The 25,745-nt window shown below is 39.3% G+C and carries 20 protein-coding genes and 4 tRNA genes; 2 read left to right on the top strand and 22 right to left on the bottom strand.

Going from position 1 to position 25,745, the window contains the following annotated elements:
- From Q4489_RS01445 to argC, 17 genes are all read right to left on the bottom strand, one after another.
- On the bottom strand, positions 1 to 525 hold a 525-nt coding region (locus Q4489_RS01445), incomplete at its 3' end, for a GTP-binding protein (RefSeq protein ID WP_303476119.1).
- 73 nt (positions 526 to 598) lie between these two features.
- A tRNA-Thr gene (locus Q4489_RS01440) sits at positions 599 to 674 on the bottom strand.
- Positions 675 to 692: 18 nt separating this feature from the next.
- Positions 693 to 767: transfer RNA gene (locus Q4489_RS01435), tRNA-Gly, on the bottom strand.
- A 234-nt stretch (positions 768 to 1,001) separates the two neighbouring features.
- Positions 1,002 to 1,086: transfer RNA gene (locus tag Q4489_RS01430), tRNA-Tyr, on the bottom strand.
- Between the two features lie 28 nt (positions 1,087 to 1,114).
- A tRNA-Thr gene (locus tag Q4489_RS01425) sits at positions 1,115 to 1,190 on the bottom strand.
- A gap of 127 nt (positions 1,191 to 1,317) precedes the next feature.
- Positions 1,318 to 2,037, bottom strand: a complete 720-nt coding sequence (locus Q4489_RS01420; protein ID WP_303476116.1) for a type III pantothenate kinase — start codon at positions 2,035 to 2,037, stop codon at positions 1,318 to 1,320.
- On the bottom strand, positions 2,034 to 3,011 hold the full coding sequence (gene birA / locus Q4489_RS01415; protein WP_303476114.1) for a bifunctional biotin--[acetyl-CoA-carboxylase] ligase/biotin operon repressor BirA: 978 nt from the start codon (positions 3,009 to 3,011) through the stop codon (positions 2,034 to 2,036). Before birA ends, Q4489_RS01420 begins: the two co-directional genes overlap by 4 nt.
- Positions 3,011 to 4,039 carry a UDP-N-acetylmuramate dehydrogenase gene (gene murB / locus Q4489_RS01410; RefSeq protein WP_303476111.1) on the bottom strand — a complete coding sequence of 343 codons (1,029 nt, stop codon included), beginning with the start codon at positions 4,037 to 4,039 and terminating at the stop codon, positions 3,011 to 3,013. The genes birA and murB overlap by 1 nt, the downstream gene beginning before the upstream one ends.
- 88 nt (positions 4,040 to 4,127) lie before the next feature.
- On the bottom strand, positions 4,128 to 6,284 hold the full coding sequence (locus Q4489_RS01405) for a polysaccharide biosynthesis tyrosine autokinase (RefSeq protein WP_303476109.1): 2,157 nt from the start codon (positions 6,282 to 6,284) through the stop codon (positions 4,128 to 4,130).
- Positions 6,284 to 6,793 (bottom strand): polysaccharide biosynthesis/export family protein, encoded by a 510-nt coding sequence (locus Q4489_RS01400; protein WP_303476107.1) that lies wholly within the window; start codon positions 6,791 to 6,793, stop codon positions 6,284 to 6,286. Before Q4489_RS01400 ends, Q4489_RS01405 begins: the two co-directional genes overlap by 1 nt.
- A 14-nt stretch (positions 6,794 to 6,807) precedes the next feature.
- On the bottom strand, positions 6,808 to 7,989 hold the full coding sequence (locus Q4489_RS01395; RefSeq protein ID WP_303476105.1) for an outer membrane beta-barrel protein: 1,182 nt from the start codon (positions 7,987 to 7,989) through the stop codon (positions 6,808 to 6,810).
- Between the two features lie 438 nt (positions 7,990 to 8,427).
- Positions 8,428 to 9,738: an amino-acid N-acetyltransferase gene (gene argA / locus Q4489_RS01390; protein ID WP_303476102.1), complete on the bottom strand. Its 1,311-nt coding sequence runs from the start codon at positions 9,736 to 9,738 to the stop codon at positions 8,428 to 8,430.
- A gap of 38 nt (positions 9,739 to 9,776) precedes the next feature.
- Positions 9,777 to 11,714: an argininosuccinate lyase gene (gene argH, locus Q4489_RS01385; protein ID WP_303476100.1), complete on the bottom strand. Its 1,938-nt coding sequence runs from the start codon at positions 11,712 to 11,714 to the stop codon at positions 9,777 to 9,779.
- An 18-nt stretch (positions 11,715 to 11,732) separates the two neighbouring features.
- A complete protein-coding gene (locus Q4489_RS01380; protein WP_303476098.1) occupies positions 11,733 to 12,962 on the bottom strand; it encodes an argininosuccinate synthase in 1,230 nt (409 codons plus the stop codon).
- A gap of 34 nt (positions 12,963 to 12,996) precedes the next feature.
- A complete protein-coding gene (locus tag Q4489_RS01375; protein WP_303476139.1) occupies positions 12,997 to 13,917 on the bottom strand; it encodes an ornithine carbamoyltransferase in 921 nt (306 codons plus the stop codon).
- 39 nt (positions 13,918 to 13,956) lie between these two features.
- Positions 13,957 to 14,736 carry an acetylglutamate kinase gene (gene argB, locus Q4489_RS01370; RefSeq protein WP_303476097.1) on the bottom strand — a complete coding sequence of 260 codons (780 nt, stop codon included), beginning with the start codon at positions 14,734 to 14,736 and terminating at the stop codon, positions 13,957 to 13,959.
- Positions 14,736 to 15,761 (bottom strand): N-acetyl-gamma-glutamyl-phosphate reductase, encoded by a 1,026-nt coding sequence (gene argC, locus Q4489_RS01365; RefSeq protein WP_303476095.1) that lies wholly within the window; start codon positions 15,759 to 15,761, stop codon positions 14,736 to 14,738. The genes argB and argC overlap by 1 nt, the downstream gene beginning before the upstream one ends.
- 281 nt (positions 15,762 to 16,042) lie before the next feature.
- Between argC and argE the strand changes: the two genes are divergently transcribed.
- Positions 16,043 to 17,191 carry an acetylornithine deacetylase gene (argE, locus tag Q4489_RS01360; protein WP_303476094.1) on the top strand — a complete coding sequence of 383 codons (1,149 nt, stop codon included), beginning with the start codon at positions 16,043 to 16,045 and terminating at the stop codon, positions 17,189 to 17,191.
- Here argE and Q4489_RS01355 read toward each other — a convergent pair.
- The 4 genes from Q4489_RS01355 to metB all read right to left on the bottom strand — a co-directional run bounded on the left by Q4489_RS01355 (position 17,188) and on the right by metB (position 23,724).
- Positions 17,188 to 18,318 carry a GGDEF domain-containing protein gene (locus Q4489_RS01355; RefSeq protein ID WP_303476091.1) on the bottom strand — a complete coding sequence of 377 codons (1,131 nt, stop codon included), beginning with the start codon at positions 18,316 to 18,318 and terminating at the stop codon, positions 17,188 to 17,190. The two genes, argE and Q4489_RS01355, sit on opposite strands and share 4 nt — an antisense overlap.
- Before the next feature lie 61 nt (positions 18,319 to 18,379).
- Entirely contained in the window at positions 18,380 to 19,837 is a 1,458-nt protein-coding gene (locus Q4489_RS01350) for a hypothetical protein (protein ID WP_303476090.1), read from the bottom strand.
- A 236-nt stretch (positions 19,838 to 20,073) separates the two neighbouring features.
- Positions 20,074 to 22,539, bottom strand: a complete 2,466-nt coding sequence (gene metL / locus Q4489_RS01345) for a bifunctional aspartate kinase/homoserine dehydrogenase II (protein ID WP_303476088.1) — start codon at positions 22,537 to 22,539, stop codon at positions 20,074 to 20,076.
- A 24-nt stretch (positions 22,540 to 22,563) separates the two neighbouring features.
- Positions 22,564 to 23,724, bottom strand: a complete 1,161-nt coding sequence (gene metB / locus Q4489_RS01340) for a cystathionine gamma-synthase (protein ID WP_303476085.1) — start codon at positions 23,722 to 23,724, stop codon at positions 22,564 to 22,566.
- Positions 23,725 to 23,908: 184 nt separating this feature from the next.
- Between metB and metJ the strand changes: the two genes are divergently transcribed.
- A complete protein-coding gene (metJ, locus tag Q4489_RS01335; protein WP_286271125.1) occupies positions 23,909 to 24,238 on the top strand; it encodes a met regulon transcriptional regulator MetJ in 330 nt (109 codons plus the stop codon).
- 90 nt (positions 24,239 to 24,328) lie between these two features.
- On the opposite strand, the gene Q4489_RS01330 is transcribed toward metJ, so the two are convergent.
- Positions 24,329 to 25,570 (bottom strand): malic enzyme-like NAD(P)-binding protein, encoded by a 1,242-nt coding sequence (locus tag Q4489_RS01330; RefSeq protein ID WP_303476080.1) that lies wholly within the window; start codon positions 25,568 to 25,570, stop codon positions 24,329 to 24,331.
- Positions 25,571 to 25,745: the final 175 nt, after the last annotated feature.

The raw sequence follows: 25,745 nt of genomic DNA, 5'->3' as shown, positions 1-25,745 counted from the left end.
TGCTGAACCTTGGATGATTGGTAAATCATCACCTGGGAAGTCATATTCTGAAAGAAGTTCACGAACTTCCATCTCTACTAATTCTAATAATTCTTCGTCGTCTACCATGTCACATTTGTTCATGAATACGATGATGTAAGGTACACCTACCTGACGAGAAAGAAGGATGTGCTCACGTGTTTGTGGCATTGGACCATCTGTTGCTGCTACTACTAAGATAGCACCGTCCATTTGAGCTGCACCTGTGATCATGTTCTTAACATAATCCGCGTGACCTGGGCAATCTACGTGCGCATAGTGACGTGACGCTGTGTCATACTCAATGTGAGACGTATTGATCGTGATACCACGCTCACGCTCTTCTGGTGCGTTATCGATTTGTGCGAAATCGCGTAAATCACCACCGTGAGTTTTTGTTAATACTGCTGAGATAGCAGCAGTTAGAGTTGTTTTACCGTGGTCAACGTGACCGATAGTACCAACGTTAACGTGCGGTTTCGAACGTTCAAATTTTTCTTTAGCCACTTTCAATTACCTCTAAGCAGTTTTATAAAAGCTATATTGTTAATAAGTGGGATAAATGAAGAATTCAATGTAGTGGTGCTGATAGGCAGATTTGAACTGCCGACCTCACCCTTACCAAGGGTGCGCTCTACCAACTGAGCTATATCAGCACACGAAATTACAAAGATTGGAGCGGGTGGCGGGAATCGAACCCGCATCATCAGCTTGGAAGGCTGAGGTAATAGCCATTATACGACACCCGCAGTATTCAATCAGAATATCCCTGCAAAATTGGTGAAAGAGCGCGTTAACTATAAGTTGCTCTTCGCCGCATAGCCTAAGCTATGCAAAAATGGTGGAGGGAGGTGGATTATAAAAGGCTCCTGCCTTTTACCCTAAAGGGCCGCTTGCACGTTCAAAATTGTTCCTGACAATTTTGTCGAACTTACGTTCTCATCCAACTCTTTCTCCACATAGTAGCAAGCTACTATGTAAAATGGTGGAGGGAGGTGGATTCGAACCACCGAAGGCGGAGCCGTCAGATTTACAGTCTGATCCCTTTGGCCACTCGGGAACCCCTCCAAATTCTTAATCTCATAAAGAGAATTAATGGTGCCGACTGCCGGAGTCGAACTGGCGACCTACTGATTACAAGTCAGTTGCTCTACCAACTGAGCTAAGTCGGCACTACATTAAGTGGTGCGAATTCTAGAGTAATGTTTTGTCCCTTGCAATAGCTAAAAACAAAAAAATGTCGTATTTTTGTTGTTTGACGATTTTTTACCCAGAACAGCGCTTAATCAGGTAACTTTATCAGCAATATTGGCTCATTCCGTGAAAGATTAGGGCTGGTTCAACATAGTGTTCAAGCGCTAAATGCTGGCTCACATAATCAGCATTACCGCCAGTTAATATAATATTTGGCGTCAACCCTTGTTTAGCACATAGCTTCATACCTTGCTCTATTAACCCTAAGGTAGACATTAAAGCGCCTTGGCTAACTGCCATCGATGTATTGTTGCCCAATGCAATATTATTTATAGCTACAGGCTCGCCATGAATCTTTTCGGCATTATCAAATAAAGTCGACATTTGTAATGCTATACCAGGGATGATCCAACCACCAAGATGCTTACCCTGCTGCGATATACAATCAAGAGTAGTAGCAGTACCTGCATCAACAACCATTAACGATGTACTTGGAAATAGCTTCATTGCTCCAAGCATGGCAAGCCAGCGATCAACACCTAAGGTATCAGGTTTTTGGTAGCTATTAACTAACCCCTTAAATTGAACAGCGCTATGTAACTGATGTACTGGAATATTCTGGTTCTTACACCACGCTATCACGTTTGACAAGATAGTACTTTTTTTCACACTAGCAATGAAGCACTGCGTCGTCTTAGTCGCTGCACTTTTAGAGAGTTGCTGCGTTAACCCATCAACTGAAGCTGTATGAATGGATGATAAAATACCCGCATCTAAGGTGGCGTACTTTATACGAGTATTTCCTGCATCGACTAATAATTTCATGCAAGGCCTCTTAAACTCACTTCTCCACCATAGATAGGCTGTACTTTATTGTCCACCTCTAAAAGTAACGCACCTTGGCTATTTATACCTCGGCAGATGCCATGGGTTTCATTAACACCAGTTATTAACTTAACAGGTTGATTAATAAATTGATCCCTTGCTTGCCAATCTTCAACCATATCGACTAAGCCTGACCTTTCATGTTGGGATATTCGATTGCGTAACTTATTAATAATACACGCCGTTAACTGATTTCTCTCAATGGTGTTATTTACATGTGATTGAAGGTCTGTCCATTGTTGATCTATTTTATCCGTGACATTATTAGGCATATTAACATTTACCCCTAAACCAATTACACAGTGACATGGATCTAACGCTTGCCCTTCTAATTCAATCAATATACCGGCTAATTTCACACCCTTTAAATAAATATCATTAGGCCATTTAAGCCCAACATCAATATCATATAAACTTTTAATCGCATCACTAACCGCTAGTGCTGTCACCATACTTAATCCCATGGCGGCAGACATCCCTTGCTCTAAATACCAATACATTGACATGTAAACGTGGGAACCAAACGGTGATACCCACTCCCTGCCTCTTCTTCCCCGGCCTGCAGTTTGACATTCAGCAATACAAACTTGACCACGTGTTAATTGAGAAGGAATTCGGCGCATTAATTCGCTATTTGTTGAATCGATAATCACGTTAGTTTCAATGACAGTGTCTGAATAAGCTTGATCAATATATTCTGAAATCAGCCGTTTATCTAACATGTTTATTGGCTGTGCCAGTCGATACCCTTTACCGCTAACTCTAAAAACATCAATGCCTAACTCACCAATGCCTTTAATATGTTTTGATACTGCAGCTCGACTGATACCAAAACGTTCACCCAATGATTCACCAGACACAAACTGTCCATCAGCTAACGCTATCAGTATTTTTTCTTTTATAAGGTTAGCCATTAATTCGTTATCTCTGGAATGGATGTAAGGCCTTGGTGATCAACAATTCGTACTTCAGGAGCCAATAAAATACCAAATTTGGCTTGCACTTTTTCCATGACAAGTGTCGCTAACTCAATGATACGCAGACCTTTTACATGCTTATAATTAACCAATACTAATGCTTGATTATGATGTACGCCAACACCATTTTCACGGTACCCTTTCAATCCAGCATGCTCTATTAACCAACCGGCAGCAAGCTTAAATGTTTGCTCAGTCACTTTAAATGCGGGCATGTCGGGATGTTTTGCAATTAATGTGTGATAGACCTCTTTACTTATCATCGGATTTTTAAAAAAGCTGCCTGCATTTGGGAGTTTGTTAGGATCTGGAAGTTTACTTTCACGAATGGTTATCACCCTTTCCATCACATCTTTTGCTGTCAGTTTTTCTTGTTCAAAGTTTAGCCCTTTATAAGAAAGCTTAGGCTGAAACTCTTTGGCGAGTTTTAAAGTCACACTGACAATGACTCCCTTTCCTTGTAATGACTGTTTAAAAATACTGTCTCGATAGCCGAACTCACAAGCCTTGTTATCGAGCTCTATCACTTGTTGCTGTGAAAAATCGAACCAAGAAACAGATTGAATAACATCTGACAATTCAACACCATATGCACCGATATTTTGTACGGGTGCTGCGCCGACACTACCAGGGATTAACGCAAGGTTTTCAATGCCATAATAGTTATTTTCCACACAATATTGCACCAACTCATGCCAATTTTCGCCACAACTTACCGTTAAAAGCACAGCATTTTTTATCGTGGTAATTGATTTACCCATGAATTTAGGACGAATAATTAACGGGGCTTGATTATCAATAAACAAAGTATTACTACCTTCACCAAGTAAGTAAAAATTGCCTTTACAGGTTTGATACGCCTCTGTTAATTCTTCAAGCGTGCTGGGTTCAAAATATTGCGGACAAACAGCCGGCACCTTAAAGGTGTTATGATGAGATAAATTAAATGATTGCTGAATTTGCATACACGCTGAAAATGGATGGTTTGTACTAGTGTAATAAAAAACAATCGGCGAAGGAATGTTTATGCCAATTGAAAATAAAATTCAAATACTAGCCTTGCTTTCTCATGGGTAATTTAATGATATTGGCCATATCGTTGTAATATTTATTGTGATATTTATCAGTATCGATATTTTCACTCTGATTGATCACAACTCCCTGAACCGGTGCATTAGCTTGTTTTAGTAATCTTAATCCTGCGGAAATTTGATCACGCTTAGTTTTACTGCCGTGAACCACATAAAGTACGCTGTCTACATTCCGAGAAATGATCACCGCATCACTGACGGCATTCACAGGTGGTGTTTCAATAATAATGCGATCATAAAAATTACCAAAGACTTTAATCAGCATATTAAAACGCTTCATTGATAAGAAAGCCAAAGGATTCGCCGGTGTAATACCTGAGGTTAAAATATCTAATTTCACCTGACTGTCTCTAACGATACACTCATTAATTTGGTGTGTTTTCGCTAATAAGTTAGAAAGCCCTGGTCTATGAGGCGGTAAATCTAAATTTTTATACACGGTTGGGTGACGCATATCAGCTTCAATGAGCAAGACTTTTTCCATTTCACTAAATGAACGCGCCAGTTGCAGTGCAACGGTTGTTTTGCCTTCATTTGGCACAGAAGAGGTTATCGCGATAACTTTCGGTGGTTTCTTTTCAGCATTAAATAATATGGCTGTTCTTAGTGTTCGAACCGCCTCGGTAAAGCGATTATCGTTGAAATAATCCAACTCAGTACTTTGTTTATTTTTACGCCTAAATTTAGGTAGCACAGCCAGAACAGGCGCATCATTAAAGTTTTCAAGTTTGCGACGAGAGTTCAAGGTATCCATCAACAATTCTCGCATAATAACAATGATTGAAATAACAGCAAAAGCTAGTATAAAACTCATGATCACCATGAGTGAACGGTTAGGCGCTGACTTATTTTTTGGTGTGATCGCTTTATCAATAAAACGAACATAAAAGTTTGCTTTATAATTACCCATGGCGTCAGCTTCTTTCAGCCTAACTAAATAATTACTGTACAATTCTTTATTGGTATCTACTTCACGCTCTAGCTGTGAAAACTTATTTTGTAATCGTGTTAAACGTAAATAATGTTGTTTCGCTTTGTCTAATCGCTGATTAATTCCTTTGACCTTTTCCAATGCATTTAGGTAGTCTTTTTCTAAACTCATAACAATTTCATCAACGGTTTCAGCCATATTAATACGAATAGCATTAAGATCAGCTTGAGCGGTTATTCGTTTAGGATGTTTAGGACCATACCGCTGAGAAAGCTCATTTAATTTTCGCTCAGCCCGCTCTTCACTGATCCTTAGTTGACTGAATGCAGGTTTATTCGTGATTTTTTGCAATTCAACTAATTGCTCAACACTCGATTTATGTTTTTGAATATAGTCGTAAGTTACCCTTAGATCGTCAGTGTCTTTAGACATTTTCAATGCCGCAGAGGTTAGTTCAGTCAATTCAGCAGACACTAGCCCTGCAATTCCTCGAATATCAACAATGCCCTGCTCTTCGCGATACGTTTGCAATGCACGCTCAGACGCTTCAAGTTTTTTTCCTAGCTCTTCTAGTTGATCAACTAACCACTGTGACGTTGCTTCTTTTGACGCTCCATGAATTTCATCTTGATAATGTAAATATGTTTGCCCAACTTGATTCGCGACCTGCTTGGACAGTTCAGGAAAGTACGATTTAAAGGTAATGTTAACTAATTCAGTACCTGCTATCGGTTTAATGGTCAATCGTTGATGGAATTCACGTACGGTTTGGTCAATCGTTGGTGTAGTGTCTTTACGATAAAGTTCTGCTAGAAAGGGAAGTTTGTCATTATATTTTCCGCTGTTAAATTCTTCATGCTCTGTCAAATTTAATCGTGAAATTACTCGTTCGGCAAATTTTCGCGAACGCAGTAATTCATATTGCGTTTGAATTTGTTCTTGGCTTGCGCTGGATTCATTAAAGGCATCATTAATAGAAAGCGTATTACTCGGCTTATTACTCCCTATTTGTAAAATGGCGCTGGCTTGAAACGACGGTTTTAATAATGATGAATAAAATGCAACGATACAGGTAATAAGTAATGTAAAGAATACTATTTTCCAACGACGCGTCCATAGAGGGCTTAGCACCTCTTTAAGAGCCACTTCATCTTGCGTTGGGTTAATAGGCGTTACATCGTGGTTCATCAAAAGAAACTTTGCTCAATTTCTATAATATCGTCGGGCAAGATGACTGTTGCAACATTAGCTGACATAACAACCGTTTCACCATTTATAACACGTGAAACCTTCCAGTTAGTTTTTGAGGCTCTAGCAGCTAAGCCTCCGGCTATCGCGATAGCTTTATCAAGCGTTAAGTCATCTTGAAATGGATAGCCGCCTGGCTGTTTCACTTGGCCATGAATAAAAAAAGGTCGGTATTCAATAATAGATACCGTGACTTGTGGATTTATTAAATAATCACCCAGTAGTCCTTCTTGGATAACTGCCGCAAGTTTCTTAGTCGTTAAACCATGTACGTCTATTTCTTTCAAAAAAGGAAATGATATTTTCCCTGTTTTGTTGATTTTTACCTTTGTGGTTAAATCAGGCTCATCATATACCGTGATTGCAATACTGTCGCCAGAGCCTAATTGATACTCCGTCGCAGCAGCAAAATTAGTAAACAACAGTAAAAATACAATAAAAAAGCGCATGGTTTATCCACTCGTTAGATTGTGATTTTAATTCCCAAAGAAAAGCTATTTCTTTGATATTCAAAAAGCATATCATCGGCATTAAGATCGCTTAATTGATAGTTCAACGTTAGCGAGACCCTATCTGACATTAAATAATCGACACTTATTCCAGCACGTAAATAATTTTCACTTTTGCGTTCATCAGGATAAACAACTTCTTCTTGGTTTATCCCGACATTGGCAGATAACAAGAAATAGTCACTCAACTGCTGTGTGAACTTCACCACATGTTTATCCACCAAGCGATAACTATCATTTAGTCTATTAGCTGCTGCAAAATCACGCTCAGAAGCTAACGTGACATTGGTAGATTCAGCTGGAGACCAATGCCAAGAAACACGCCACTTAAAAGCGCTGTCATCATCAAAGAGCGGCTGATCAAAATGAACATTTTGATAACCCAAAAGTAAAGAAAACTGACTTACCACTGACTTAGGCCACTTCATCCCTATTAACGCGGTTAATTTTGTATTGTCGTAAATCGGTTGATGCTCGAAGTCTATCTGCTGTATCTCTAGTGCACTTGATAAAAAGCTGCCACCCGCTAATTGATAATCAAAGGTAGCATTTGCAAAAAGTTTAGCTTGATCAAGTTGATTGGTAACTTGTCGTCTTGTCTGATATTTACTTTGCATTGCACCCAGTTCTACTGCTAATTGCGCTGTTGAGTAGCTACTACCATAACTGTATCCAACCGAGAACGTAGACTGTTGTTTTTCGTCGCCTTTATGTAAACTTTGTGCGTTACCTAAAGATAAACCCGTGCCTCTGTATTCATAGGTTTGTTGATAGCCAGCTTTGATAGACAACGTTTTATTATCTGCCAAACGGTACAAATAACGTGGAGCAAGCCATACATTTGAGTGGTCGTCTTGTTCAAAATAACTAAATTTGTTTAATTGTGTTTTTGCATCAAAAGAAAAGAGTTGTTTGTCAGTAACAAATTGAAGGTATAGTTCAGGGCTTAGCGACCAATAATTAGTTCGTTGTTCATTAGTGTTATCAAACAAAAAGTTGTCAACTGTGCCGAATTCACCACTTAGTGAAAGATCAAATTGATTTCCTTGCGGTAAATCAGACGGTTGTTGCGCCATTGAGCAAAAAGCACTTAGCAAAAAGCTGCCAAGAAAAAATGCTTGTTGTTTAGTTATCATACCCGATAATTCTTATTATTATGTTAACTGTATTTCAGTTACCGTTAGCGTTGTTATTAATCAACATCCTTGCGGCTAATTGCCCTTTACTTAGAGCTTGTTACTTATAGAAGTAACAATTTTGTTACATTACCTTGTTCAACAGCATAAAGCAAAATTTCAACAACAATTGACCATTTTTTTATCGAAATTGCTAAAAAACAGGGTCTAGGGCTTTTAAATTGTTCGAAATATATATTTTTATCTTGATATTACCCAATAAACTAAAGCTACTGTAGCGTGATGTAATACCAATCTGAGTTGCGTTTGTAGCTAGAAATGAGATAAAAAAATACCGCCATAATAGCGGTATTTTCAGAATGTGATGTTCAATTAAACTGTCAATATATAATCTTTCTGATGATTAAGCAGACATTATTGAACAAATATCAACAAACGCTAAATTTCTTTCATCAACACTTGTGATTTTCGTTGAAAGTTATACATTTGTTTTTTGCCTTCAGGTAACTTATCTAAAGGTTGTTCAACAAAACCCTGCTCCATAAACCAATGACCGCTTACCGTGGTTAACACGAAAAGTGATGTTAATCCTTTGGATTTTGCACGTAATTCTAATTCACCCATCAAGCGTTCGCCACGGTTGCCACTGCGATATTCGGGATGAATTGCCACACAGGCAATCTCTCCTGCCAGCGCTTCTTCGTAAGGATATAATGCAGCGCAAGCTATGATAACATCTTCTTTTTTAAGCACAGTGAAGCGATGTATTTCTACTTCTAATAACTCGCGAGAACGCTTAACTAAAATACCTTCTTTTTCAAGTGGCGCAATTAATTCCAATATACCACCTACATCATCAATGGTTGCGGTACATATTTGCTCTTTATGATCTTTTGCGATTAACGTACCAGCGCCGTCACGAGTAAACAGCTCTTGCAATAATGCAGTATCACTTTGATAGCTAACACAATGACAACGTTCTACACCATTTTCGCCACAAGAGATGATCGCTCTGAGTAATAATTGACGAACATGACAATCATTTTCATCGAGTAATGTTTTGACAGTGCGAACACTACAGCTACGGATTAAATTATTATCACCGTCTGTTAGGCCTTCATCTTCAGTAAAGGTGATCAGCTTATCTGCCTGCAACGCTATCGCCGTTTGCGTGGCAACATCTTCCAGTGCAAGATTGAATACCTCGCCCGTAGGTGAATAGCCAATCGGTGATAACAGCACAATCGAGCCAAACTCAAGTTGCTGTTGAATACCTTCAGCGTCTATTCGTCTCACTTTTCCGGTGTATTTATAATCAATGCCATCACGCACTCCCATCGGCTTCGCGATAACAAAGTTGCCTGTGCTCACACGAATTTGCGAGCCATGCATGGGCGAATTAGCTAAGCCCATGGTTAATAACGCTTCAATATGTAAGCGCATTGAACCCGTGGCATCTTTCACCGCAACTAATGTTTCCGCATCAGTAACACGAATATTATTCTCAATAATACGCTCAATATTCCGTCTTGCCATGCGATCTTCAATTTGTGGTCGAGCGCCATGTACCACCACTAGTCTCATTCCTAGGCTACGCATCAAAGCAATATCATGGATAATATTAGCAAAATTTGGATGCGTTACAGCCTCGCCACCAAACATAAGCACCACGGTTTTACCTCGATGTGCATTAATGTAGGGGGCAGCATTTCTAAACCATTTCACGTAACTTAAATCGTTATTATTCATGCATATATCACTTGTTCAGCCAAGAACATGCTCTTGGATTACTTACTTGGATCCACATTATATTCCATCGCCACTTCATCAGCAGGGTCTTTATCTGGGCCTGGTTGGCTATCTTCAATAATGTTATCCGCTAACGAGCCTTTATCAATCAAGGCAAAACCTAGTTGATTAAAATAAGTGGGTATGTAGGTGAGTACGATCACTTTTTCTAATTCAATTTGATGCGCAAACTCTAATAAGTACTGAATAAGTGCTTGCCCTTGACCACGTTTATGTTGATCTTTATCAACCACAACAGAGCGAATTTCCGCTAAACCTGTTTGATAAATATAGAGTGACGCACACCCCACAACATTTCCATCGAGCTCTGCAACCACAAAATTTTGAATATCATGGATAATATTGTCACGAGAGCGCGGTAATATCTCGCCTTTTTCTGCCCAATAATTTACCAGTTTAAAAATAGCATCAACATCTGGCATACGTGCTCTACGTACCGACATAGCTGCCGCTCGTTGCGCATTTAAACGCTGCTGTACTTGCTTTAATGCCACTTTTATTTGTTGCTTACCTGGCGCGCCCACAACTTGTTCATTTAAAATTTCTTCATTACCTGACTGCGTTGTCGCTAATGCTTTTTCTACTTGCGCACGCGATGTACCGCCAAGGGCTTCACGTTTATCTAATGTTGATTCAATTGAGAGATGTTGATAAACATCATTTTCAATTTTTTCACTAAATGTTTGCAACTGAGTAAGGGTTAAATCTTCTAATGGAACGCCTTTGTCAATTGCGGCAAGTACCACTTCGCCAACAATATGATGCGCTTCACGGAACGGAATATCTTTTCCAACAAGGTAGTCTGCAAGTTCAGTTGCATTAGCATAACCTTGCTGTGCCGCCGCCAATGTTCTACTTCGATTAACTTTTAAGCCATCGGCAACTAACACTGCCATTTCCATACATTCTAACCATGTATCCATGGCATCAAAAAGACCTTCTTTGTCTTCTTGCATATCCTTGTTATAAGCAAGCGCTAAGGCTTTCATAGTGGTCAACATGCCAGTAAGCGAGCCAAAAACACGCCCAGCTTTACCGCGAATTAGCTCACATGCATCTGGGTTTTTCTTTTGTGGCATTAAAGAGGAACCTGAACTAACAAGATCACTCATTTCCACAAAGCCCGCTTCTCCCGAGTTGTAGAAGATCAGATCTTCAGCAAAACGGGATAAATGCATCATTGAAATACTCGCAGAAGAAAGTAATTCAATAACGTGATCACGGTCTGAAACTGCATCTAAGCTGTTCATCGTAGCCTTTCTAAACCCTAAGCGATGTGCCAGTGAATTCCGGTCAATAGGATATGCCGTGCCTGCCAGTGCTCCAGAACCAAGCGGAGAAACATCTAAACGATATATCGCATCTTTTAACCGACCAATATCGCGGTTAAACATTTCTACATAAGCTAAACACCAGTGACCAAATGTTACGGGTTGTGCCCGCTGCAGATGGGTATAACCTGGTAATACCGTGCCTTTTTCACGCTCAGCAAGGTTCATCATCGCTTGTTGTAAATTAACTAATGCGATAAGAAGCTCACCGCCAGTTTCTTTACACCACAGCTTTAAATCAGTGGCAACTTGATCATTACGACTTCGCCCCGTATGAAGTTTCTTCCCTAGATCTCCGGTTTTTTCGATCAGTTGAATTTCTACCCAACTGTGTATATCTTCGGCATCTGAGGCTAAGATCTGTTTTGGGTTTTCTTCAACAGATTGCTTTAATTCAGCAAGCGCCGCCGTTAAGCGTGTTAACTCATCGTCGTTTAAAACGCCAACTTCATGTATCGCTTCTGCCCACGCCATTGAACCAACAATATCTTGCACCGCCATACGATAATCTACCGGCAATGAATCATTGAACTTTTTAAATTGTACGCTGGCTTTTTCTTTAAACCGACCGCCCCATAATGCCATGATATTATTTCCTTTTGATTACTTAGCGTCTTTCTGTGAAAGTGCAGTTATTCTACTTGATAAGCTAAATAAACGAATAAAGCCTTCTGCGTGTTTTTGGTCATAAACATCATCAGCACCAAAGGTAGCAAATGCTTCAGAGTATAAGCTATTTGGTGAACGACGCTGGGTAACTGTTGCATTACCTTTATACATTTTAACCACTACATCACCGGTTATTTGTTCTGCAAATGACGCAGCGGCAGCTAACTGAGCCTTAGCTAATGGCGTAAACCAACGGCCATCGTAGATAACATGTGAAAACTCTAAGCCAACTGATTCACGAAACTTTAATGATTCTTTGTCTAAAATTAAGCTTTCTAAGCCTTTATACGCAGCCATTAACACCGTACCACCTGGAGTTTCATAGCAGCCTCGAGATTTCATCCCGACTAAACGATTTTCAACAATATCAATTCTACCTACACCATGTGCTGCGGCTTTATCGTTAAGGTACATCAGAGCTTCATAGGCGGATAACTTTTTATCATCAACGGCAATAAGTTCGCCTTTTTCAAAGCTAAGTGTCACGGTTTCTGGTGTATCTGGTGCATCCATCGGATCAACCGTCATTGTCCATACTTCTTTTGATGGCTCACACCATGGATCTTCTAACTCACCGCCTTCATGAGAAATATGCCAAGCGTTAGCGTCACGGCTATAAATTTTTGTCAGTGATGCAGCACACGGAATATCACGTTCTGCCAGGTAATCAAGTAAGTCTTCACGCGACACCATATCCCATTCACGCCATGGTGCAATAACGGTTAATTCTGGTGCTAGCGCGGCAAAACACGATTCAAACCGTACTTGGTCATTTCCTTTACCTGTACAGCCATGACATACCGCATCAGCCCCAACTTTTAACGCCACTTCTACATGCGCTTTAGCGATAACTGGACGTGCCATTGATGTACCTAACAAGTACTGACCTTCATATACTGAACCGGTTTTTAAAATCGGATAGATATAGTCTTTCACATACTCTTCTTTTAAATCAACAACATGGCACTCAGAAGCGCCTGAAGCGATAGCTTTTTCTTTTATGCCTTCTAATTCTTCTTCACCTTGCCCTACATCAGCACAGAACGCGACAACTTCGCAGCCGTCATAATTTTCTTTTAACCATGGAATAATTGCCGATGTATCTAACCCACCTGAGTATGCTAATACTACTTTCTTAATTTGTTTTTTCGCTGCTAAAGCCATTGTTCTACCTATTAAATCTGTTTTACAAAATTATTTACTGTTCACTGATCAGTGACGTTAGTACGGCGCATTGCGCCCACATTCTATTTTCTGCTTGTTGAAAGACCACAGACTTATCTTGGTCATCAAAAAGTGCTGTGGTTATTTCTTCTTCTAGGTGCGCCGGTTGACAATGCATCACTAAACTTGCTTGTGCTTTGTCCATCAATGCATGATTTACTTGATAAGGATGAAACTTCTCTAGTAACGCTTTTTTATCTTCGTCACCTTCGTTGCCCATTGATACCCAAGTATCTGTATATATCGCGTCTTGTTTACCCAGTTTGTTAATATCCGTAGTAAAAATAAATGAAGAGCCACTTTGCTCTGCAAGTTTTTCGGTGCTGTTTAACATTTCTTGCGATGGGCCATAACCTTCTGGGCAGACCAGGGTAAAATCAACGCCGAGTATTGCCGCCATTAACATTAACGAGTTTGAAACATTGTTACCATCACCAACATAAGCGAGCTTAATCATTGATAAATCATCAAAATGTTCCGCTAACGTTACAAAGTCAGCTAACGATTGGCATGGATGATACACATCACATAAGGCATTAATAACAGGTACAGAGCCATGTTCAGCCAGTCCCTGTATTGATTGGTGTTCAAATACCCTTGCGACAATAATATCTGCGTAACAAGATAAATTTTTAGCGTAGTCACTAACCCGTTCTCGTTCGCCTAACTTTCCGTTTTGTTGACCCAAATATAGGGCGTGGCCACCGAGTTTATTTATCCCCATGTCAAAACTTACATGAGTTCGCAATGAAGGTTTTTCGAAAATCATCGCTGCTGATTTGCCCTTCATCACCTGATTAAAAGATGAGGGTGTTTTTTTTATTTCTATCGCCAATGCAATTAACGCTTGGATCTGCGCTTTGGTTAATTGATCGTCAGCTAAGTAATGGTTCAAAGCCATGGTAAAATCCTAAAGTATCAAAAAGAAAAAACATTAGTTTGCTTCTATGCGGGTGCCTATTTGTTCGCCATTTAATAGCTTTGCTATTTGTTCTGGCTTTTTCCAGCTGGCAACCGCGATACTTCGTCGTAGTTGTTTCGCTGCATACAAAGCAGCATTAACTTTAGCTGTCATACCGCCGGCAATAACGCCTTGCTCAACTAATTGTTTAGCACGGGTATTATTCAATGAATTTAAATACTGACCTGACGCGTCTTTCACGCCATCAACGTCTGTCAATAAAAGCAGTTCAGCATTCAATAGTTGGCAAATAACAACCGCTGCATCATCTGCATTAACGTTGACTAAATCGCCATTTGATAGCGCACCAATAGAAGAAATAATCGGTAAGAAATAGTGCTTTAGTAAGTTATCTAACAATGTGCTGCTGACCGCTTTAGGCACACCCACTTGACCTAAGTCTAACTCGTGTAAATCACAGCTCACCATATTACCATCTTGCAACGATAAACCCACACCCGTTAATCCTAAGCTGTTTGCTTGGCTGACAATGGTTTTATTCACGGTTCCAGCTAATGCACCTGCAATTAATGGCATTTGTGCTGCTGGCGTTACACGTAACCCGTGTTTCTTCTCGGTTGTAAAACCTGCCTGAGTTAACATTTCATCGACAACGCAACCTCCGCCATGAACGAGTACGACAGATTGATTATTCAAAGTAGCGATTACATTAAGCAATGCATGTAACGCAGAGTCATTTTCAAGGATAGCTCCGCCTATTTTGATCACTAAAGGTTTTTGTGTTATCACCATTAGTGATTGTCTCCCATGATCAAGCCGTACTGACTAGGTAAGCCTAATATAATATTGGCACACTGCACTGCTTGGGATGCCGCACCTTTCAATAAATTGTCAATCGCACAACTTACCACAAGCACTTGTTTTTCTTCATCTACACACCAGTGAAGATCTGCGTAAGGAGAATGAGCAACGTTATCAATTTTTGGCCATTGAGGTGTTAAACGTACAATTGGTGAACGTTGATATGCACTTTCATAAGCTTGATTCACCTGTTTCAAAGTAACACCTACATTCAGTGATAAGGTAATTGTTACCATTAACCCTCGCTTATACGGCGCTAAATGCGGGTTAAAAATGACTTGTACGCCTGCTTCTTGGCTAATTTCAGGTTGGTGACGATGTTGTAATATATTATAAGGCGTTAAACTCACTTCATTAAAACTCGTGGCAAGATTTGCTTTTCTGCCTGCGCCACTAACGCCACTAATACCATTAACCACGACTAAGCTGTTTGCTTGTTGCAGGTTATTTTCTATTATCGGTTTTAACGCTAATAAACTCGCGGTTGGGTAACATCCTGGTACGGCAATTAAGTCGCTCACAGCAATTTCAGCTTCATGCCACTCTGCTAATCCATAGACGGCTTTTGAAAGTGATGTTAAGTCTTGGTGTTCGAAATGATAATACTGAGGGTAATCTTGGCTGTTCTTTAAACGAAAACCACCTGATAAGTCGAGAACTTTAACACCTTTAGCTAAAAATGCATGCGCCCAATCTGCACTAAATTCATGAGGCGTTGCAAAAAACACGGCATCTAAACCATCTGCATTAGCTTCGATCCATTGCGCAGAAAATGCAACTAGAGGAGTATCACACACACCTTTAAAGCGTGGATGCAAAGTTGAAAAAGCAACGTTAGCAGACTCACTATTCTCAGAAACAAGTAAATGCTCAATCGACATTTTTTGATGTTGTGTTAGTAACGCCACCAATTCAGCGCCAACATACCCACTTGCACCAACTACTGCTACTTTCATACTACCTCAATATAATTGCAATTTTATTCACTAATAATAAACACAGTATCGAAAATATACCTTATGATAATAAGGTTTACTTTTATTCTAATTCCTTCAACTAATACTAGCCGAAGACAAGATAAAATCGTACTGCCTAGCGAAATCTTCAAATAAGTTTCATTTAGTAATAGCCAGAATTGTTCCGGTTCATTACACTAGAAATGCATTCTAAGTTAAAATGGGTAGTTATGCAACAAAATAGCATATATACCCACTAAATTATTATTGGTGATATACACATGCGTCAAATTCCTAATTTTATTGAAGCTTTACAATCACTTATTGCTAGTCCTTCCATTAGTTCAACACAGGAAAGCTGGGATCAGGGCAATAAAGATATTATTAATCTGTTGGCAACTTGGTTTGAAACACTACAATTTACCGTGGATATTCAACCAGTCCCGGAAACACGAAATAAGTTTAACTTATTAGCCAAACTTGGTTCAGGTGAAGGAGGTTTACTTCTGGCCGGCCACAGTGATACTGTACCTTTCGATGAAAATCGCTGGCAATCGGATCCTTTAAAAGTATTAAGTAAAGACGACAAATTTTATGGTTTAGGCACTTGCGATATGAAAGGTTTTTTTGCTTTCATTCTACAAGCCTGTGAACATATAAAGCAGCATGAATTAAAAAAACCGTTATATGTGTTAGCAACAGCTGACGAAGAAACCACAATGGCGGGTGCTCGGTATTTCTCAGAAAATCAATTCATTAAACCTGACGCTGCCATTATCGGTGAACCAACAAACTTAGTGCCTGTTATAATGCACAAAGGACATATGTCACATCGAATTACCATTAAAGGTAAATCAGGCCACTCAAGCACACCCGCATTCGGCGTAAATGCGATAGAAATAATGTACGAGGTCATTGCGGCATTATTAAAGCTTAAAGAAAAACTGTCGTTAAATTTTCAAAACTCTGCCTTTGACGTGCAATCACCAACATTAAATTTGGGGGCGATTAAAGGCGGTGATAACGCCAATAGAATTTGTGGATACTGCGAGCTCGATCTAGATATGCGTTCATTACCAGGAATGACCGATAGTGAGCTTATCCAATTATTAGCAGAATGCTTAGCACCACTAGCAGAAAAATACCCTGATCGCGTAGCGTTTGATGAACTTCATCCGAGTTCACCAAGTTTTGAACAAGCAAAGGAAAGCGAACTTGTAACTGTTGCAGAGCAAACATCAGGTCATCAATGTTGTGCTGTAAACTACGCCACTGAAGCCCCCTTTATTCAACAACTTGGTTGTCAAACCATTGTGATGGGTCCCGGTTCAATTGCGCAGGCACATCAACCCAATGAATTCTTAGCATTCTCGGAAATTACAAAAACACATCAGCTACTGCAACAATTAATAAAACATTATTGTTATTAAGCTAAAAGGGCTGAATAGGTTTTTACGTTATTTCTGCCAGCTGATTTAGCAGCATACATTGCTTTATCAGCGTGGTTGATAGACGTTTCAATATCATTAAATTCGCGTACTTGGCAAACACCAAAGCTAGCGGTGATATTAATGCACCCTTTTTCAGAGGTTAAGGCGATATTTTCAGTTTCGCTACGCATTCTTTCTGCAACATGTTGTGCCTTACTTAAGCTTGTTTGCGGTAATAAAATCACAAACTCTTCGCCGCCATAACGCGCCAAAACATCTTCTATACGCAAAGAGGCCTGCAATACGTTTGAAAAAGCTTTAATTGCGTTGTCACCAGCCTTATGACCAAATGAGTCATTAATGTCTTTAAAGTGATCAATATCACACATCATTAAGCATAAAGGTTCGCCATGACGTTCACTGGTTGATAATGCAAGTTTTGCTTGTTCAAAAAAGAAACGTCGATTATATAGGCCCGTTAATGGATCGGTTGTAGCTTGAATTTCTAATGCTTTACGTGCGTCTAACATATAACTGGCAAAAAGAAAGATAGTCAAACCTGCCATGTATGCTGGAGCAAAAACAAATACCACCATCATAAACTTGTTGTATAACCCAGCTTCTACCACACCTGTTACGCTAACAAGGTTGATAATTAATAACACTGCATGTACAAATAAAATTGCTGCCATGCCTTTGTCGCCAGTATTGACACCATCTTGACGATTTAACAATGCATAGGCACAAATCAAAGAGCAAATAACATTGTAGCTATATGCAAACTGCACACTATATGTATTGATAAAAACGTCCATACATAAATAGAGTGTCGTTAAGCCATATACTACTTCTTCAGGTAAACGACTTTTACAGCGCCATAAAATACCTAACGTTAAACTAGCATTTGAAATGGCGAAAAAGATGTCAGTCAGTAAATCATTAAATGGTGCAGGTTCACTAACAAAATTAGATATAGAAATAAAAAAAAGAATAGCGGAGAAGTAAAAAGTTCGAAAAGCAATTCGCGCTGGTTTGTCTCCTGCTTTATCATGAAAAAGCAAAGACGCAAAAAACATTACTAGTGAAATTAAAATAACCGCAAGTGCGATCTCTACATGTGTGCTCATACTACATTCCTTGTTCGTCACCACATTATATTAGCATAAATATTCCTAAATACATGACTAATTAGCCGGTTTTATTCCAAAGTTTTTGGTGATTAGGTAATCCAAAAAACTCACCTGCATGCCAACACCTTGGTAGCAGATCTAATTGTTTTCTTTCTTGATAGTTAGACGCTAATTTTTCTAAAATTTCATTTAGACGATCTTTACTTAATGCAGCGAATTTTTTTGCTGTATCAGTATTGTACAAGCTGATTTCACCTACTATTTCAATGTCTTGCCCATGACTAATAAAGGTTAATCCTCGGGTTGCAGCCCGGCATAATGGGTGTTTCGGATCTTTAGGATAAAGCTGGTTTACGATAGCGTATTCATAATGATCACCATTTTTTCCGTCGGAATCTTTAGGAATAAACGTAACGCCAAACCCTTGTGGAAAATCCCCTGTTATTTTTCGTAATGTATCAACAACTAGAGGGCTACAGGCACCCCGTTCAGCATTTTGATTTAACGCCTGATACACTTTTGGCAGTAATTTATAGTTATAGCTGTCTTTTGTTGACAAAATAATCGATGTATAAATTTGTGGTACTTTGATTAAGTTACCAACGCCTAATTTAGGTGCTATTGCACTTTTTAATAAATGCTTAATGAATATTAACTTTTTATGTTCAGCGACATTAAACTTATCTCTATCGGCCTTAGAATTACCAACATAAATAGGAGCTCCAATACCATCAATTAGAAATTTAACCGTTTCTCGGTAGTTAATTTGCAACAATGCTTTTCGTTCTTCTACAGGTAAAGTGCGATGTGGATCTAAGCTTCCATCTGCGCCCTTTACAATTCGCTGTGCTTCAGGGTGAAAGTGCCCAATATCTTGCAGTAGGGAAGCCATAATCACGGGGATTTTAACGTTTTCAATAAATGTTTCATGGATGTCTTTATCATGTTCTTGCATCGTTTTAAACGCATCACCTGATAAAGCACCTAGCACTGATTTTACATGTCCATCATTGGCTACCATGACTTGATCAATACAAAGTTGATCGAGCAAGCGTAAAGTCAACACTGATTTATATAAAGGCTTACTACGCTCATTTACTTCAGCAACACGTTTTCCTGCCGTGGGACATAGTAATTGAATAGTACCGAGCATTTGTGCAGATTTTCGAATGGTTTCAGCAAAAGTAGCACCTTCTGTTAAGGATAGGATTTCCTTACATATATTATAAAGGTATTTGTATCTGTCATTGCTTTCAAACTTAAATTCTTGCTTGATATCACGATATTCACGTTCGAGTTTATCAAGCTGCCGCTTCGCGCTGGCATCTCCATTTTGAGTATTCAAGTCATTGATTTGCTGAGTTAAGTTATCAAGCTTGTGTTGATAAAACGGCTGTTTTTCATAAAACTCTATTGCTTGTTCAAGCAATGAATCTTTCAATACACTGCGGCCATACAGTTTATTTAATAACGCTTTGACTTGTAATGTAAATTTGGTGTCTATTTTGTTAGCCATATATAATACTTTGTGTCTGTAGAGTCACTATATCCCCTAAAACTTTACTTTTACCTATTAGACCAACGCCTTCAATCATACGGATATTTCGCTTCTATTTGCTAACTATATGGTACGATGAAACACAGTTTAGATAATAAACATGCTAAAAAATAATATGAACAGGCACAACAGTTTCATCGTGATTGTTAAGTAACTTACTACACGTTATCGTTTCGTATAATAAGCCAACACCATTATACATCGTTATTTTCTTCGATGCCCTTAAGTTTAACAACAGATCTACGATTCACAAGTTGTTGACACATCGCCACAAGATCAGAATGCAATCCACCAGCAGTGACATCTCTACCAGCACCAGGACCTCTGATAATAAGCGGATTGTCTTGATACCACCCACTTTTAATTTGAAAAATATTATCGCACGGTGTTAAATTTGCAAACGCATGTGTATTCGGTAATACCGCTAATTTTACTTCGGCATGAAGTTTTCCGTGTTGATCAGCCGAAAAATTCGCAATATATCGAATACACGAATTTTTATTATTAGCATCGGTTAACGCTTGTGCAAAAAACGTATCTAACTGCTCAGCTGACGCTAGAAACTCTTGAGTCGATAACGACTGTAATGTATCTGGTACTAAGTCTTGTCGAGAAATATCTGATAACGATAAATTAAAACCAGCGGCTCTAGCAAGAATAAGCAGCTTTCGTTGAACGTCTCTGCCAGATAAGTCTTCGCGTGGGTCAGGTTCAGTGATCCCTTGCGCGAGTGCATCAAGCAGTAAGGTAGAAAAAGGTACACTGCCATCATAAGTTTGAAATAACCATGATAACGTGCCTGAAAATATGCCCGATATTTGGGTGATTTTGTCACCACTTCGATTAAGGTCTTCAATCGCATAATTTACCGGTAATCCTGCACCAACCGTGGTATTACCTAGCCAAATGCTTTTATTTTCTCGCGATGTATCAACTAAACACTGATATTCTTCAGTAGGTGAAGAAGCAGCCCACTTGTTTGCACCAATAATATGAATACCTCGTTGGAAGAAAGGCAAATATAACTGGCTAAACGATTCGCTTGGTGTGATGTCGATAACAATTAATTCGTCATACGGATGGTTACTTAACCATGAGAACAACAACTCGTTATCATAACTCTGCGCTTGTTCAGCAAACAAATCTAATGCTTGATTTACTTCAATACCGTCAGTATTTACTAATGCTTTACGAGATGAAATTAACCCAACTAAATGCACATTTTCTAATACTGCGATTGATGTCAATTGTGCTGGTAACATTTCTAGGAAGCGTTGACCAATATTCCCTAAACCTGCAACCACCATACCGATATGGCGGGCATCTTTTGTCATTTCATGGTGTACATTATTTAGTAATTCAGTGGTACAAGGATTGATTAATATGGCAATCAGACTATGTGCACTTTGTGAATTGACAACAGAAAAACAAGATTGGTGACGCAGCGCACGTTTAAATCTGGCCTTTACTTGTCCTTGTTCAACAACTTTATGACCAACAACGGCAAGAATAGCGCATGGAGTAAAAGACACTTCTGTATCGTGGGCAGCTAACCATTGACTTACCCCCTTCTGTTGTTCTTGTTTAATAACAATAAAGCCTGCTTTGGTATCAGCACCTAGTGCATTGAAAACACGCTCAGCTTGAACACCAGAATCCCCAACAAAGCTCTCTGATTGCGCCAAAATTAAATCATTGGTATAGGTAACAGATAGCTCTTGTTTAGCAATTTGCCCGAATTTTCCAATTTCAGTACCAGGTACATTAGGGTCAAAGCTACTTGCTACATGTAAATGTGTATCAGTTGCCGTAATAGGTTGTAATGTTTTAGCGTGTAACACAGGGTTGCCGAGTCGGCCTAACTCCTTTGCCACACCATTAGGTAGGCGGTGTAATTTACGAGCTTGCGGCACAACACGTGGATCTGCACTATAAATACCATCAACATCTGTCCATAAAGTCACATTATTTGCCGCAGCTAGTGATGCTAAAATTGTTGCGGAATAATCACTACCATTACGCCCTAACGTACAGCTTTTACCTTCGATATTTTTACAAATATATCCAGTGACAATCACTAGCTGATTAGCTTTAAGACACTCTTTGAATTGCTGCAAGCTCTCATCTCGCTCAACAAAGCAATCTACTTGATTATTTATCACGAGAAAATCGCGCGCATCAAGGTAATAACTTGGACAAACCGTTTCGCTGAGCACTGATGATAATAATCTAGCAGACCATATCTCTCCGTACGCCAGTAAATCTGCTTCATATTGCTCTGGAGTTGACACCATCCATTGTGTAATTTGTTCAATGTCCTCGGCAAGTAGCAAGGTTAATCGCGCTGCACTAGCAGCATTTAATAACTGATTGATCAAACTTGCTTGTTGTTCTTGCAAGGCTAATATTTGTGTCGATAATGAATCTTTTTGGATGAGCGCTTGGTGATAAATTTCAAACAAAGCGTCAGTCGTATCTCCATTGGCAGACACAACAATAACATCATTTATTTGGCAATGTTGGCGTATTATGTCAACTACACGCTCAATACACTGTACTGATGCCAACGAACTACCACCAAATTTATGGACATTCGTTGCATGTTTCGCTAATTGGTTTTTATCAGCACTAAATTGTTCAACTACGTTAGTTTGATTCATTACTTCTTCAACTTAATTCGGTAACTAGACTTTTTGGCTTGCGTTTAAGCCATGGTTTAAATCAGAGAGAATATCTTCACTATCCTCTATTCCAACAGAAATACGCACCAATGATTGGCTAATACCTGCGGCAATTTGTGCAGATAGTTCCATGCCCGCATGTGTCATTGTTGAAGGATGACTAATTAAACTTTCAACTCCGCCTAACGATTGTGCCAGCGTAAATAAAGACAGATTGTCGAACAGTATTTTTACAGCCTCTACACCACCTTTAACTTCAAAGCTCATCATCGAACCATGCGCCATTTGTTGTTGCAAAGCGATACTATGACCTGGGTGATCTTCAAAACCAGGATAATATACCCGTTCCACTGCATCATGCTCACGTAAGAAATTTGCGACTGCATCGGCATTTTCTTGATGTTGCTTCATGCGAATAGGTAAAGTTTTTAGCCCTCTTAACGCTAAAAAACTATCAAATGCAGAGCCTGTAATGCCAATACAGTTCGCCCACCACGCTAGTTCTTCTCCAAGTGCTTGCTCTTTTGTAACCAGAACCCCACCAACTACATCACTGTGTCCGTTGATAAATTTGGTGGTAGAGTGAAAAACAATGTCAGCTCCTAGCCCGAGAGGCTGTTGTAAAATTGGAGATAAAAAGGTGTTGTCTACGGCGACAAGTGCATTGACCTCGTGACTTTTTTTAACCACTTGTGCGATATCGACAATACGCATTAACGGGTTACTCGGCGTTTCTACTAGCACTAATTTAGGTTGTTGTGACAAGGCCTCTTTGAGTGCTGTTTGATCATTTTGATCTACAACCAGTAATTTGAATTGGCCTCGCTTAGCTAAATGGGTAAATAATCGATAACTACCACCATAGCAATCATGTGGGATTACCACTAAATCGTCCGTTGATAATAATTGACAAATTAAATGAACTGCTGACATGCCCGTTGAAGTCACTATACCTACCGAGCCGCCTTCTAAACTGGCAATCGCTTGAGCAAATGTAGCGCGCGTTGGGTTTCCCGTACGAGAATAGTCAAATTGGCGTTTATCATTAAAGCCTTTCAATGCATAAGTGCTTGAAAGATGTATGGCAGGGATCACAGCACCATGATGTTGATCTGTATTAATACCAGCTCTTACCGCAGTGGTTGCTAATTTGCTATTTTTCATATTTCTTCACCTTTTTGCTACAGTTACCAATCAAATAGATGTTTGGACGTCCAAAAGTCTATACGTTATAAAGCATCGGATCAAGCACTTTAGACATCTAAACTTCTACACATTCATATTGACTAAGATGCTACAAACAGTAAAATCAACGTAATTATGTATTATAGGTAACTAGAGGTCTTTCATGGCTGAATGGAATGGCGAATATATCAACCCGTATGCTGAACACGGTAAAAAAAGTGAGCAAGTAAAAAAAATCACCGTGTCGATTCCAATTCGTGTGTTAAAAGTGTTAACCGACGAACGAACACGTCGCCAGATTAATAATTTACGTCATGCAACAAATAGTGAATTACTATGTGAAGCATTTCTGCACGCTTTCACTGGCCAACCATTACCCAGCGACGAAGACCTTGCCAAAGACAATGAGCACAGGTTACCTAAAAGTATTCGCGATGCTTTAGCTGAGCAAGGCATTACTGATTTTAGCGTCTTTGAAGATGATGAAGATTAAAAATAAATCTTTATTCAGCGTTTGCATTATCAAACTCAGTCATAATATTTGCATCGTTACTTAACGCATTAAGTAACGATGCATTAGTCGCTAGTCTTGATATTTTTCTGGTAATGATAATGCAGCAACGCCAGACTCAACCGCAGCTTGTGCCACCGCTTTAGCTACCCGATGACATAACCTTGGATCCATAGGCTTAGGAATAATATAATCTTTGCCAAATGATAGTTGCTTATCACCACTTGCTGATAATACTTCATCAGGTACTGGTTCTCTTGCTATTTCACGAATAGCGTGTACACAAGCCACCTTCATTTCATCGTTGATGGTACGCGCACGTACATCAAGTGCACCTCGAAAAATAAAGGGGAAACATAACACATTATTCACTTGGTTAGGGTAGTCAGAACGGCCCGTGGCAATAATCACATCGTCTCTTGCGGCCAATGCAATTTCAGGCTTTATTTCAGGGTCAGGGTTTGAACAGGCAAATATAACAGGGTTTTTTGCCATTAATTTTACCTGTTCCGCTGACAATACATTTGGACCTGATACGCCAACAAAAACATCTGCACCATCAATGACATCATCAAGGGTTCTTTTATCCGTGTTGTTGGCAAAAAGTTTTTTATATTCATTTAGATCATTACGGCGAGGATGAATAACTCCTTTCGTATCTAACATATAAATTCTTTCACGCTGAGCACCGCAATTAATCAATAATTCCATGCAAGCAATAGCAGCTGCGCCCGCCCCCATACATACAATATTTGCATGACGTAACTCTTTCCCTTGAATTTCAAGCGCGTTGATCATACCCGCAGCAGTCACAATGGCGGTTCCATGTTGATCATCATGAAACACAGGAACTTTACAACGTTCTATTAAGGCCTTTTCAATTTCAAAGCATTCAGGTGCTTTTATATCTTCAAGATTGATCCCACCAAAGCTGTCTGCGATATTGGCAACTGTAGTAACAAATTCTTCAACTGTTTTATGTTTTACTTCTAAATCAATCGAATCAATATTTGCAAAGCGTTTAAAGAGTAAAGATTTACCTTCCATCACAGGTTTTGCAGCCATACCACCTAAATTACCCAAGCCTAAAATTGCCGTACCATTGGTAATTACAGCAACGGTATTTCCTTTAGCTGTATATTGATAAACAGCCTCTGGGTTTTCGGCAATCTCTCGCACTGGTTCTGCAACACCAGGGCTATATGCTAATGCTAAATCATGGCTAGTTTCTGCTGGTGTTGTTAATTCAATGCCGATTTTCCCTGGTTTAGGAAACTGATGATAATCGAGAGCTTTTTGGCGAAAGTCCGTCATGGGGTGTCCTTGTGCGTTATATTAAAAATTAAAGTAAAGTTATTGTTTTTATTCTTTCGAGCTATAGTAAAAGATCTTCTTAGCTCTTAGCAAGGCCGACCAGTCGGCCGATAAAGCGCATTGAATTAAATCATAGTCACTTTTCTTACCTAATACACATAACAATCGTTAATGC

The sequence above is a fragment of the Thalassotalea sp. 1_MG-2023 genome, assembly GCF_030546745.1.
Classification (GTDB): Bacteria; Pseudomonadota; Gammaproteobacteria; order Enterobacterales; family Alteromonadaceae; genus Thalassotalea_C.
The sequence above is the reverse complement of the archived record's forward strand: the minus strand, read 5'-3'. Positions and strand labels throughout refer to the sequence as shown.